The 11,718-nt window shown below is 60.6% G+C and carries 11 protein-coding genes; 1 reads left to right on the forward strand and 10 read right to left on the reverse strand.

What is annotated here, in order from left to right; all coding sequences use genetic code 11:
• Positions 1–7: 7 nt before the first annotated feature.
• The 6 genes from ACQ4WO_RS11880 to ACQ4WO_RS11905 form a co-directional block, all read right to left on the reverse strand.
• Positions 8–784 (reverse strand): peptidylprolyl isomerase, encoded by a 777-nt coding sequence (locus ACQ4WO_RS11880; protein WP_034756072.1) that lies wholly within the window; start codon positions 782–784, stop codon positions 8–10.
• A 111-nt stretch (positions 785–895) separates the two neighbouring features.
• Positions 896–1,675 carry a peptidylprolyl isomerase gene (locus ACQ4WO_RS11885; RefSeq protein WP_034756076.1) on the reverse strand — a complete coding sequence of 260 codons (780 nt, stop codon included), beginning with the start codon at positions 1,673–1,675 and terminating at the stop codon, positions 896–898.
• A gap of 113 nt (positions 1,676–1,788) precedes the next feature.
• On the reverse strand, positions 1,789–2,076 hold the full coding sequence (locus ACQ4WO_RS11890) for a BolA family protein (RefSeq protein ID WP_058048143.1): 288 nt from the start codon (positions 2,074–2,076) through the stop codon (positions 1,789–1,791).
• On the reverse strand, positions 2,073–2,702 hold the full coding sequence (locus ACQ4WO_RS11895) for a septation protein A (RefSeq protein WP_128143165.1): 630 nt from the start codon (positions 2,700–2,702) through the stop codon (positions 2,073–2,075). The genes ACQ4WO_RS11890 and ACQ4WO_RS11895 overlap by 4 nt, the downstream gene beginning before the upstream one ends.
• Before the next feature lie 83 nt (positions 2,703–2,785).
• Positions 2,786–3,187, reverse strand: a complete 402-nt coding sequence (msrB, locus tag ACQ4WO_RS11900; RefSeq protein WP_034756083.1) for a peptide-methionine (R)-S-oxide reductase MsrB — start codon at positions 3,185–3,187, stop codon at positions 2,786–2,788.
• A 9-nt stretch (positions 3,188–3,196) separates the two neighbouring features.
• Positions 3,197–4,675 (reverse strand): protein adenylyltransferase SelO, encoded by a 1,479-nt coding sequence (locus ACQ4WO_RS11905; RefSeq protein ID WP_436481691.1) that lies wholly within the window; start codon positions 4,673–4,675, stop codon positions 3,197–3,199.
• Positions 4,676–4,901: 226 nt separating this feature from the next.
• Here ACQ4WO_RS11905 and ACQ4WO_RS11910 point away from each other — a divergent pair, with 226 nt between their 5' ends.
• On the forward strand, positions 4,902–6,563 hold the full coding sequence (locus tag ACQ4WO_RS11910; protein WP_436481604.1) for a 3-(methylthio)propionyl-CoA ligase: 1,662 nt from the start codon (positions 4,902–4,904) through the stop codon (positions 6,561–6,563).
• On the opposite strand, the gene ACQ4WO_RS11915 is transcribed toward ACQ4WO_RS11910, so the two are convergent.
• From ACQ4WO_RS11915 to ACQ4WO_RS11930, 4 genes are read right to left on the reverse strand one after another with little or no spacing between them, the layout of a single operon-like run.
• Positions 6,560–8,083, reverse strand: coding sequence for a chemotaxis protein CheW (locus tag ACQ4WO_RS11915; RefSeq protein WP_436481605.1), 1,524 nt, complete (start codon positions 8,081–8,083; stop codon positions 6,560–6,562). The two genes, ACQ4WO_RS11910 and ACQ4WO_RS11915, sit on opposite strands and share 4 nt — an antisense overlap.
• Positions 8,070–8,594 carry a chemotaxis protein CheD gene (locus ACQ4WO_RS11920; RefSeq protein ID WP_436481606.1) on the reverse strand — a complete coding sequence of 175 codons (525 nt, stop codon included), beginning with the start codon at positions 8,592–8,594 and terminating at the stop codon, positions 8,070–8,072. The genes ACQ4WO_RS11915 and ACQ4WO_RS11920 overlap by 14 nt, the downstream gene beginning before the upstream one ends.
• Positions 8,591–9,415, reverse strand: a complete 825-nt coding sequence (locus ACQ4WO_RS11925; RefSeq protein WP_436481607.1) for a CheR family methyltransferase — start codon at positions 9,413–9,415, stop codon at positions 8,591–8,593. The genes ACQ4WO_RS11920 and ACQ4WO_RS11925 overlap by 4 nt, the downstream gene beginning before the upstream one ends.
• Positions 9,416–9,418: 3 nt before the next feature.
• On the reverse strand, positions 9,419–11,419 hold the full coding sequence (locus tag ACQ4WO_RS11930; protein ID WP_436481609.1) for a methyl-accepting chemotaxis protein: 2,001 nt from the start codon (positions 11,417–11,419) through the stop codon (positions 9,419–9,421).
• Positions 11,420–11,718: the final 299 nt, after the last annotated feature.

Genomic DNA, 11,718 nt, shown 5'->3' on the forward strand with positions numbered 1-11,718 from the left:
GGTATTCTTATTGGATTTTGGCTTTTTTCATCAGCTCATCGCGGTAGGCGGCGAGTTTCTTCTGTTGCAGCGACTCGGCCACTTGACCCTTGACTTCTTCCAGTGCCGGCAGCTTCGTCGGACGGGTTTCTTCCAGCTTGATCACGTGGAAGCCGAATTGCGACTGCACTGGCGTTTGCGTGACCTGGCCTGGTTTCAGGGCGACCATGGCGTCGGAGAATGGCTTCACGTACGAAGCTGGGCTAGCCCAGTCCAGGTCGCCGCCATTGGCTGCGGAACCGTCTTTCGATACTTTCGCCAGTTCTTCGAACTTGGCGCCGCCTTTCAGCTTGGCGATGATGTCTTTCGCTTCCGCTTCGGTGGCGACCAGGATGTGGCGTGCATGGTATTCCTTGTCGCCCGCTTGTGCCTTGAACTTGTCGTACTCGGCCTTGATTTCAGCATCCTTGACGGGGTTCTTCTTGACGTAGTCGGCCAGCAGGGCGTTGATGATGATGCTTTGACGGGCATTGTCGATCTGCGACTTGACTTCCGGACGCGTGCCGTAGCCTTGCTTGTCGGCTTCCTGGATCAGCACTTCGCGGCCGATCAGGTCTTTTTTGATGGCTTCGCGCAATTGCGGCGAATCCGCTTGCTTGCCTTGGGCGACGACTTGCTTGACGACCTGGTCGACGCGCGACGATGGGATGGCCTTGCCATTCACGGTGGCGACGTTTTGCGCGAACGCAGGGATCGCTACAACGGCGACCAGGGCTAAGATCAGGCGGGCTGGCTTCAAAATCATGTTCATTCCTAATAAATATACTAAAAATCGATATGCGCGGCTGTCGCGCAGTGCGCATTCAGGCGCAGAATACACGACCGGCGCCGAAAGGGGCGCCGGGGAGGTCAGTTCTTACTGAACTTTCGCTTTTTTGATCATTTCTTCCTGATACGCTTGCAGTTTCTTTTGCTGCAGCGCTTCGGCGATCTGTGGCTTGACTTCTTCCAGGGTCGGCAGTTTTGCCGCGCGGGTGTCGTCCAGCTTGATCACGTGGAAGCCGTTAGGCGTTTGCACCGGGGTGTCGGTGACCTGGCCTTTTTGCAGTTTCACGAAGGCGTCCGAGAACACTTTCGGGAAGGACGATGGGGCTGCCCAATCCAGGTCGCCGCCGTTGTCGGCCGAACCGGTATCTTTCGATTGCTTGGCCAGATCTTCGAACTTGGCGCCGCCTTTCAGCTTGGCGATGATGTCTTTCGCTTCCGCTTCGGTGCCGACCAGGATGTGGCGCACGTGGTATTCCTTGTCGCCGGTCTGGGCCACGAACTTGTCGTATTCAGCCTTGATTTCAGCGTCGTTGACCGGGTTCTTTTTCAGGTAGTCGCCGACCAAGGCGTTGATGACGATGGCCTGGCGTGCGTTCTCGATTTGCTGCTTGACTGCTGCATCTTTACCGAAACCTTTGTTTTCCGCTTCTTGCATCAGCACTTCACGGCCGATCAAGTCTTTCTTGATCATTTCGCGCAGTTGCGGCGAATCCGGTTGCTGGCCTTGGGCGACGACTTGCTTGACGACTGCATCAACGCGCGACGATGGGATAGGCTTGCCATTAACAACGGCAACATTTTGCGCAAAAACAGGTACCGCGACAACGGCGAGTAGTGCGATCAGCAAGCGGGCTGGCTTAAAAGTCATTATTAAATCCTGTTAGGGAAAGTTTCGTAAAAAACGCATGGGAAGAAAACGCGTGCATGGCGCTTGCGGCAAATGGCATACCGAGTTGCCCCGGTACGCCAAAAACGCCGTCCTTACACTACTTCGGACGGCGCCAGTGCCACAATCGCCAATGCATGTATCTCATTATGCATCATATCGTGCACGGAATCATACACCAGTCGATGGCGCATGACGAGCCTGAGCCCCTCAAATTGACTAGAAATTATGCGTAGATTGTAATGGCCTCCGCCCGAGGCGGCGCCCGCATGGCCCCGGTGGCGCGCCGAGTCGTCTTCCAGCACGCATTCCAGAGGGGAAAGTGCTGTTTCCAGGCGGGTACGAATGCGCTCCATGCGCGTTGCCGTGTCGTTCGTCATCATGCGTCTTCCTTGATATGTTTGGCCAGGAACAGGGTTTGCGCCACGATAAAGGCAAAGAAGATGCCCGTCGCGCCAAACGCCTTGAAGCTGACCCAGGCGGCCATGTCGCCCTTGTACAGCACGAAGGCCACGAACAGATTCAGTGCGCCGATGGCGCCGAAGAAGATGATCCATGCGGCCAGCAGCTGGTTCCACACAACTTCGGGCAATTGCACTTGCGCTTCCATGGTCTTGCGGATCAGGTTTTTCTTGAAACCCACGTGGGCGATCAAGAGGGCCAGGCCGGACAGCCAGTAGATCAGAGTCGGCTTCCATTTCAGGAAGAAATCATCATGCAGGTAAATGCTGGCGCCACCGAACACGACAAAAATGAACAGCGACAGCCACAGCATGCCGTCCACCTTGCGCCCGCGCAGCAGCAGATAGCTGACCTGGCAGGCGGTGGCGATGATGCCGACGAGGGTGGCGAGTATCCACGGCGCCTGGTCGGCCTTGATCAGGCCGCCTGACACGAAGCCGGACAAATATTGCTGCACGAAGTCGTGCGTGGCCGCTTCATACATGCCGCCCAGTTTGAAGGCGGCGAAGAAGGCGAGCAGGGGGAATATGTCGAATAGAAATTTCATGGCGAGACTTTACACTGGTCTTATTAGAATCATCTTAGGAATGGCTTAGGAACAACCGAATCGCTCCCAAGCGTTCCTGTGTCTCACGGCTGAGGATCGAAGCGCAACGACGCCGAATTGATGCAATAGCGCAAGCCGGTCGGCGGCGGGCCGTCCGGGAAGACGTGGCCCAGGTGGGCGTCGCAGACGGCGCAGACGATTTCCGTGCGCACCATGCCATGGCTGCGGTCGACAATCTCCGTCACGTTGGCCGGGTCGAGTGCCTGGAAATAGCTGGGCCAGCCGCAGCCAGAGTCGAACTTGGTGTCCGAAGCGAACAGGGGCGTGTTGCAGCAGACGCAGGTGTAGACGCCATGTTCATGGTGGTCCCAGAACTTGCCTGTGAAGGCCCGTTCCGTGGCCGCGTGGCGCGTGACTTCGTATTGCATCGAATCGAGCATGGCGCGCCATTCGGCGTCGGTTTTCTTGACTTTATTCGTGGTCATAATGACTCCTTAAGATGAGCAGCTGACTTCAAGGTGGCTGGCCCAGTCGGGCGGCAGGGCCGCATAGTGCTGGTGTTCGGGCTGTTCGTCAAATGGCTTTTGCAAAACTTCCAGCAATGTCGCCACTTCCGTGTAATCCTGCTGCTGGGCTTTTTCGATGGCCACTTGCGCCAGGTAGTTGCGCAGCACGTATTTCGGGTTGACCAGGTTCATGGCCGCTTGCCGTTCGGCATCGACGCTGTGCTCTTGCCGCAGGCGCGCGCGGTATTGTGCCGCCCACGTATCGAAGGCGGGGCGGTCGATGAACATGTCGCGCGGCACCGTGTCGTGCTCGGGCGCCGCCACTTGCAGTGTCGCCAGGGCGCGGAAGAAGTTGGTGAAATCCACGTGATTGGCTTGCATCAGCGCAAACATGCTGTCGAACAGCTGCGTATCGTCGTCCTGGCTCGTTTGCAAGCCCAGCTTGGCGCGCAGCAAGGCATTCATCTTCTCCGCAAAGGCGCTCTGGTAGCTGTCCAGCGCAGCCTGCGCCAATGCCACTTCGCCGATCAACGGCAGCAGCGCCTGGCCCAGCGCATAGCAGTTCCAGTGGCCCACCTGCGGCTGGTTGGCGTAGGAATAGCGGCCTTGCTGGTCCGTATGGTTGCAGATGTGCTCGGCGTCAAACGCTTCCATGAAGCCGAAGGGACCGTAATCGAGGGTCAGGCCCAGGATCGACATATTGTCCGTATTCATCACGCCATGCATGAAACCGACGGCTTGCCACTGCGCAATCATGTGCGCCGTGCGCACGCACACTTCGGCCAGCAAGGCTTGATATGGATTTGATGCAGCGCGCAAGTGGGGGTAGAAGCTGTCGATGACGTAATCGGCCAGGATTTTCAGCTCGGCCGGCTGCTTGCGGTAAAACCAGTGTTCGAACGAGCCGAAGCGCACAAAACTAGGCGCCATGCGCGTCACGACGGCGGCAGTCTCGACGGTTTCGCGCATGATGCCTTGCTGCGAGCCCATGATGGACAGCGCACGCGACGTGGGGATGCCCAGCGCCGCCATGGCTTCCGAGCACAGGAATTCGCGGATGGACGAGCGCAGCACGGCGCGGCCGTCGCCCATGCGCGAATACGGCGTGGCGCCGGCGCCTTTCAGCTGCAGCTCCATGGGGCCGTGTTCGGTGGCGATATCGCCCAGCAGGATCGCGCGACCATCGCCCAGCTGGCCGGCCCAGACGCCGAACTGGTGGCCCGAATACGCGGCCGACAGGGGCATCGAGCGCTCGGCCACGGCATTGCCGCTCAGCAGCGCTACGTAATCGGGCTCGGCCAGGCGCGCCGCATCGAGGCCGATCAGGGCTGCGGCTGGCGCGCTGGCGGCCACGAAATACGGGGCGGGCAGGGGCGTGGGCATCAAGCGCGTATAGAACGCAGGCGGCAAGGCCGCAAAGGCGTTACCCAGTGGTAAGGTATGAGCGGTGATGGTAATTCCAGTCAGTAAGATGGACTGGCACGGTGCGCCAGCCTGGAATGCGATTTTACCGCACAGCGCCAAGGCGTGCGCCGGGCGCTGTAGTGGGTATCCGCACGGCAAAAAACGGAACCGAAAATTCCATGCTGCATCGCAATATCGAAATGCGTTGACGATTTCCGCACGACCGTACGAAACTAGGAAAAATCTTTAATTTCCAACAATAACCGAGTATCCATTCCCAGGAGACACGATGTCGGCATTCCCCTTGAGTCCAGTGATGGGCCAGATGATGAATCAGCCCTTGCTGATTTCCAGCATTATCGAGTTTGCAGCGCGTCATTATGGGGGCAGCGAAATCATTTCGCGGCGGGTCGAGGGCGATATGCACCGCTACACCTACCGCGATTGCCACCAGCGCGCGCGCCGGCTGGCGAACGCCTTGCATGGCCTCGGTGTCGGCATGGGCGACCGGGTCGCCACCCTGGCCTGGAATGGTTACCGCCACCTGGAAGCGTACTATGCCGTGTCCGGCTCGGGGGCCGTGCTGCACACGATCAATCCGCGTTTGTTTCCCGACCAGATCGCCTATATCTCCAATCACGCGGAAGACCAGGTCTTGCTGTTCGATTTGACTTTCCTCCCCGTGGTGGAAAAGATCGCCGCCGACTGCACCTTCGTGCGCCACTTCGTGCTGATGTGCGACCGCGAGCGCATGCCCGCCAGCAGCACCATCCCCGATCTGCTGTGCTATGAAGACTTGATCGCCACGCATTCCGACGATTACGCATGGCCCCTGTTCGACGAGAATGCGGCCGCCACCCTGTGCTACACGTCGGGCACGACGGGCAACCCCAAGGGCGCACTGTATTCGCACCGTTCGACCGTGCTGCACGCGTACGCGTCGGCCATGCCCAGCGCGCTGAACGTGCGCGCTTCGGACACCGTGCTGCCCGTCGTGCCCATGTTCCACGTGAACGCCTGGGGCTTGCCGTATTCCGTGCCCCTGTCCGGCGCACGCATGGTGTTTCCCGGCGCGGCGCTCGATGGCAAGTCGCTGTATGAATTGTTCGAGGCGGAAAAAGTGACGTTCTCGGCCGGCGTGCCCACCGTCTGGCTGGGCCTGCTCAACCATGCCTTGCAGAATAATCTGCAATTTTCCACCTTCCGCCGCACCGTGATCGGCGGCGCGGCGTGCCCGCCGGCCATGATGGATACCCTGATCGACAAGTTCGACGTGGAAGTCATCCACGCCTGGGGCATGACGGAAATGTCGCCGCTGGGCACGGCCGGCGGCTTGCAGACCAAGCACCTGGACTTGCCGAAGGACGAGCAGCGCAAGATCCTGCAAAAGCAGGGCCATGCCATCTACGGCGTGGACATGAAGATCGTCGACGACGACGGCAAGGAATTGCCGTGGGATGGCCTCAGTTATGGCCATCTGCTGGTGAAAGGGCCGTGGATCATTTCCTCGTATTACAAGAACGAGGGTGGCGACGTATTGCAGGATGGCTGGTTCCCCACGGGCGACGTGGCCACCATCGACACGGACGGCTACATGCAGATCACGGACCGCAGCAAGGACGTGATCAAGTCGGGCGGCGAGTGGATCGGCACCATCGACCTGGAAAACCTGGCCATGGCCCACCCGGCTGTGCTGCAGGCGGCCTGCATCGGCGTGTTCCACCCGAAATGGGACGAGCGCCCCGTGCTCGTCGTGGTGCCGCGTCCCGGCATGACGGTCACGCGCGAAGCGTTATTGCAATTTTTTGAAGGCAAGATCGCCAAGTGGTGGACGCCCGATGACGTGCTGTTCATCGACGCCTTGCCCATGGGCGCCACGGGCAAGATACAGAAGAACAAACTGCGCGAGCAGTTCAAGGGGCACCAGCTGCCGGGATGTAAAGAAACCTAGGCTGCCTGCGGCAGCGCCGCCCCCAGTTTTTCCAGCAGATGGTCGCACTGGAAGACGGACAGGGTCTGGCGCTGCGCATCCGTGCCGATATCGATCATTTCATCCATTTCGCTGCGCAAGTCCTCGTGCGCGCCCGTGCGGATGATTTGCGGTGCGGCAAAGCGCTGGCTGTCGGAGATGGTCATGATGTTGTCGACGTGATCGACGAGAAAGCCGTAGCGCTCGGCGCCCCGTTCCACGATCAGAATCTTGCCCGCACTGGCGTCCGGCAAGGCCGGCATGGCGTACAGCTGGCGCAGGTCGATAATGCTGATCATTTGCTGGCGCAAGTTGAGCATGCCGCGCATGCAAGCCGGCATGCCCGGCGGTGTCGTGATGGCGCCGCTGAAATCGATGATTTCGCGCACTTGCCCGATTTCCACGGCGAAGCGGGTTTCCACTGTGAATGTGATGTAGACACGACGTTGCGCCTTGTGCGTGGCGGCCGCCGTTTCCGTCTCGGCCGGGTACAGGCGCGCATGGCCGTCGCGCATCTGGACGATCTCGGTCTGCGACAGGATGCCCTTGTGGTCGAGGAAAATGATGTCGCCCAAGCCCTCTTTCGTGATGCAGCCGGCGAACATGGCGGCGCGCGCCTTGCTCAGCAGGGGAATCGGCAGCACTTCGTCGCCAAAGAAATGCACGATGCTGTCGACGGAGTCGACGAGGAAGCCCACGGTCGTGTCCTCGAGGCGCACGACGATGACGCGTTGATCCAGCGTGGCCGCCGTGCCGGATGCGGGCGCCTGCAGCAGGGCGCCGAAATCGACGACCGCCACCTGGCTGCCGCGGAAATGCATGCGCCCCAGGCACAGTTCGCTGTTCAGCAGGGAACTGTGCAATTCCGGCACGCGGATGATTTCCTGGATGGCCAGCATTTCAAAGGCAAACGTGGCGCCGGCCGCGTGGAAACTGACGCATTGGCGGCGTTCGCTTTGCGCGTGGTAGCGGGCCGTGTTCAGCTTGGCTCCCGTCGCTTGCAGGGCCAGCACATGGGGCACGTTTTCAATGCGCAGCAGGGCGTGCGGGTCGAGCACCTGCAGCAGGCGCGCGCCGCCATCGAGCAGGATCGTGCCGGCGATGACGGCGTGGCTGTCGCCGGCCGCATATTGCAGGGCGCTGCGGGCGCTGGCGGGCACGCGCAGGATTTCGCCCGTATCCTGGAAGACGATGCCGATCAGCACTTGCTGGAAGTCGAGAATGGCGATCTTGTCCGTGGCCACCGCGCGCGGCGCATCGGCGCGGAACAAGCGGCCCAGGTTGACCACCGGAATGACGCTGCCGCGCAAGGTGAACATGCCTTCCAGATACGCGGGCGACAGGGGCAGGGCGGTGACTTTCGCGGGGTGGTTCACCACTTCGCGGATGCAGCTGGCGGGCAGGGCGAACTCATCGTCGCCCAGGTGGAAGGAGCCGAACAGTTCGGTGGCCGTGTCGCCGTTGGCCTGCGCTTGCAAGCCCGTCGCTTCATGCATATCCATATGCGCCTTCCTTGCGTGGAATCAATTCGGGTTGTGTCACCACGTCGGTGACGGCGTAGCTGCGACTGGCGCAATCGATCAGCAACTGGCGCCCGTGGCGGCCGCCCAGCGCGCAAAAGCTGACGTGCAAGCCGCATTGGCCCAGGTATTTTTGCGCCGCTTCCGCGTTTTGCCGGCCTATCTGCAGCCGGCCGTTGCGCGGTCCGAACATGCTGGCGCCGCCCGCCAGCACCACGTCGATGTCGGCGTAATCGGCCTGGCGCACGCCCATCAGGCGCAGCAGCGAAGGCACGGCCTGGCTCACATAGCGCGCGCCAAGGGCGCTGTCGGCACCGGGCGCTTCCGGCAGCAAACAATGGGCCAGGCCGCAACATGGGCCGTTCTTCCAGATGAAGCCGATGCCGATGCAGGAGCCGAGCAAGGCTTGCAGCTGCTCGCCATGCGTGCCCACGCTGAGTTGCCCCATGCCAACATGGTGCAGCGGCAGGCCATGGTCGATGATGATGCTCATGCGGTACCCGCCTTGTAAATCATGGGAAACTCGAATTGATAGCCGGTACCGAGGCGGGCGATGGTTTCCGATTCGCCCAGGATCAGCCGGCCTTCATCCTTGAGGCTCAGGCGCGCTTGGCGCAGCACGGTTTCCTGGTGCTCGGCGTCGAAATAGATGAGCACATTGCGCAGGAATACCAGGTCGAACTGCCGGGCCGGGCGCAGCGCTTCGAGCAGGTTGTGCTGGGCAAAGCTGACGTGTTGCCGCAGTACTTGGTTGACCTTGACGCCATACGGTGCTGGCGTGAAATATTTGCGCAGCAAGTCCGGGTGCGACAAGCGGATGCGCTCGACGGAGCGCCCGCTGTACTGGCCGGCCCGCGCCGCGCCCAGGATCTGCTGCGAAATGTCGCTGGCCAGGATCTGGTAGCGGAAAGACGGCGCTTGCAGGCTGAATTGTTCGCACAGCATGGCGATCGAATACAGCTCCTCGCCGCTGGCGGCCGCGGCCGACCAGATGGCCAGGCAATCGTCCGGATGCGCGCGCGTCCAGGCGGGCAGGTAGCGGTCGCGGAAGTAATCCCAGATCTGCGGCGTGCGGAAGAACAGGGTGTCGTTGGTGGTGACCAGGTCGATGAAATGGGGTACCTCGTCGCGGTCGCTGGCCACGCGCTCCAGGTAAGCCTGGTAGCTGTGCAGGGACAGCGCCTGCAGCCGTGGCTGCAAGCGCCGTTCCAGCAAGACGCTCTTGCGCGCCGTCATGGCGATGCCCGTATGCTGGCGCACCAGCGCGATCAGGGTCGTCAGTACCTCGGGCGTCAAGGTGGCCGCGTGGCTCATCGCCTACACCACGAAGCCGGAGACGGTCTGGTTCAGGCTGCCAGCGCGCTCGTTCAAGCCATCGGTCGAGCGGGCGATGCTGTCGCAGTTGGCGGCCGACTTTTCCGTTTCCTCGGCGATGTACTGGATCGCCGTCGACACTTCGCGCGCTGTCAGCAGCTGTTCGTTGGCCGCCTTCGAGATGTCGGAAATGGCCAAGGTGGTCTTCGCCACGCCCGAGACGATCTTGTCGAAGGCGTCGCTGGCCTGGCGCGAAATCTCGCTGCCCGTCGACACGCGCTTGACGGATTCGTTGATCAGCTTGGAAATTTCCTTGGTTGCCTGCGACGAGCGCTCGGCCAGCTTGCGCACCTCGTCGGCGACGACGGAAAAGCCCAGGCCGTGCTCGCCCGCGCGCGCCGCTTCGATGGCCGCGTTGAAGGCCAGCATGTTGGTCTGGTTGGCGATCTCGCTGATGACCTTGACGATTTCGCCGATGTCTTCCGACGAGCGGTTGATCAAGTCCATCGCCTCGATCGACTTGGCGACGGCGCGCGCGCCCGCTTCCGCTTCCTGCTGCGTGGCTTTCGCCAGGGAATCGGCATTCGAGGTGTTTTCCGCGATGGAATTGATGGAAAACGTCAAGCCGTCGATGGAGGCGTTCATTTCTTCCACCGTAGCGCCCAGCGCCTGCGTGCCCACGGCCACGCCCGTGGCCCGTTCGGCGATGGCGTTCGATGCGTCGGCAAAGCCGTTGGCCGCCGACACCACGTTGCCGATCACGCCGCGCAAGTCGACGATCATCTTGCTGATGCCGCCGGCCAGCAAATCGATCGGCTCGCCGCCTTCGGGCACGATATTGCAGGTCAGGTCGCCCTGCGCCGCGCGCGCCACCGAGTCGAGCAGGGCATTGACCTTGCGGCTGTCGTTGGTGGCCTTGGCCTGGATGCTGTTTTCCAGGTTTACCTGGTCCGTGATGTCGATGGCGAACTTGACCACTTTATACGGTTTGCCGTTCAGGTCCAGGATGGGATTGTAGGTCGCCTGTATCCACACCACCTTGCCATGGTTGCCCAGGCGCTTGTAGCGGCCCGCGTCGAATTCGCCCCGGTTGAGCTTTTGCCAGAATTTCTTGTACTCGGCGCTGCCCGCGTACTCGGGCTCGCAGAACATGCGGTGGTGCTCGCCCTCGATATCGCTCAAGTCGTAGTCCATGACGGCGAGGAAATTGTCGTTTGCGTCCAGCACCTTGCCCTGCATGTCGAATTCGATCACGGCCTGCGCCTTGCCGATGGCGCTGACCTTGCCTTCGTATTCGGCGTTGCGCTTTTTCAGGGCCGTGATGTCGCTGGCGAACTTGACCACCTTGAAGGGCCGGCCTTCCGCGTCGAAGATGGGGTTGTACGAGGCATTGAGCCAGATTTCGCGGCCATCCTTGGTAACGCGCTTGTATTCGCCCGCGTCGAACTCGCCCTTGCCCAGCTTTTGCCAGAACTGTGCGTACTGCTCGCTCTTGGCATACTCGGGTTCGCAAAACATGCGGTGGTGCTTGCCTTCGATCTCGTCCAGGGTGTAGCCGACGGACTTGAGGAAGTTGTCGTTGGCGCGGATGATGGTGCCGTCGAGCTGGAACTCGATCACGGCCTGGGCCTTGCTGATCGCGTCGATCTTGCCTTCGTAATCGGCATTGCGGCGCTTGCTGGCCGTGATGTCGGTGGCGAACTTGATGACTTTATAGGGCTTGCCGTCCGCGTCGAGGATGGGGTTGTAGGAAGCGTTGATCCACACTTCGCGGCCATCCCTGGCGCGGCGCTTGTATTCGCCGTGGTCGAATTCGCCGCGGGCCAGTTTGGCCCAGAAGTTGGCGTATTCGGCCATTTTCACATACTCGGGATCGCAGAAGATGGCATGGTGCTTGCCTTGCACCTCGGCCAGGCTATACCCGACGACGCGCAGGAAATTGTCATTCGCATGCAGGATGGTGCCGTCGAGTTCGAATTCGATGACGGCCTGGACACGGTTCAATGCAGTATTTATCGCTTGTAAGTCCAGATCCTGGGAGTGGCTGACATGGCTGGCTGCGTCCATAGTATTTCCTTCGGGGTGAGAAGAGGAATGGGGGCAATAAGGCTGCTTTTATTATTTTTTCTGCTATCGGCTTAAGGCAGGAATCAAGGCGACGATGTTATTGCATCGCCAGCATCTGGTGATAATCGGTGAGAATGTGCGCGATCAACGGCCGCCAGTGTTTGCCCTGCGGTTTGCCTGATAGTAGATAAATTGTAGAATATTGATTTGAATCAACAATTTTATTATTCCTCAGC

This window comes from Janthinobacterium aestuarii, from assembly GCF_051380835.1.
Lineage (GTDB): Bacteria > Pseudomonadota > Gammaproteobacteria > Burkholderiales > Burkholderiaceae_D > Janthinobacterium > Janthinobacterium aestuarii.

Coding starts and splice junctions, on each gene's coding strand:
- ACQ4WO_RS11880 (WP_034756072.1), bottom strand. CDS start 784: ATGATTTTGAAGCCAGCCCGCCTGATCTTAGCCCTGGTCGCCGTTGTA.
- ACQ4WO_RS11885 (WP_034756076.1), bottom strand. CDS start 1,675: ATGACTTTTAAGCCAGCCCGCTTGCTGATCGCACTACTCGCCGTTGTC.
- ACQ4WO_RS11890 (WP_058048143.1), bottom strand. CDS start 2,076: ATGATGACGAACGACACGGCAACGCGCATGGAGCGCATTCGTACCCGC.
- ACQ4WO_RS11895 (WP_128143165.1), bottom strand. CDS start 2,702: ATGAAATTTCTATTCGACATATTCCCCCTGCTCGCCTTCTTCGCCGCC.
- msrB (WP_034756083.1), bottom strand. CDS start 3,187: ATGACCACGAATAAAGTCAAGAAAACCGACGCCGAATGGCGCGCCATG.
- ACQ4WO_RS11910 (WP_436481604.1), top strand. CDS start 4,902: ATGTCGGCATTCCCCTTGAGTCCAGTGATGGGCCAGATGATGAATCAG.
- ACQ4WO_RS11915 (WP_436481605.1), bottom strand. CDS start 8,083: ATGGATATGCATGAAGCGACGGGCTTGCAAGCGCAGGCCAACGGCGAC.
- ACQ4WO_RS11920 (WP_436481606.1), bottom strand. CDS start 8,594: ATGAGCATCATCATCGACCATGGCCTGCCGCTGCACCATGTTGGCATG.
- ACQ4WO_RS11925 (WP_436481607.1), bottom strand. CDS start 9,415: ATGAGCCACGCGGCCACCTTGACGCCCGAGGTACTGACGACCCTGATC.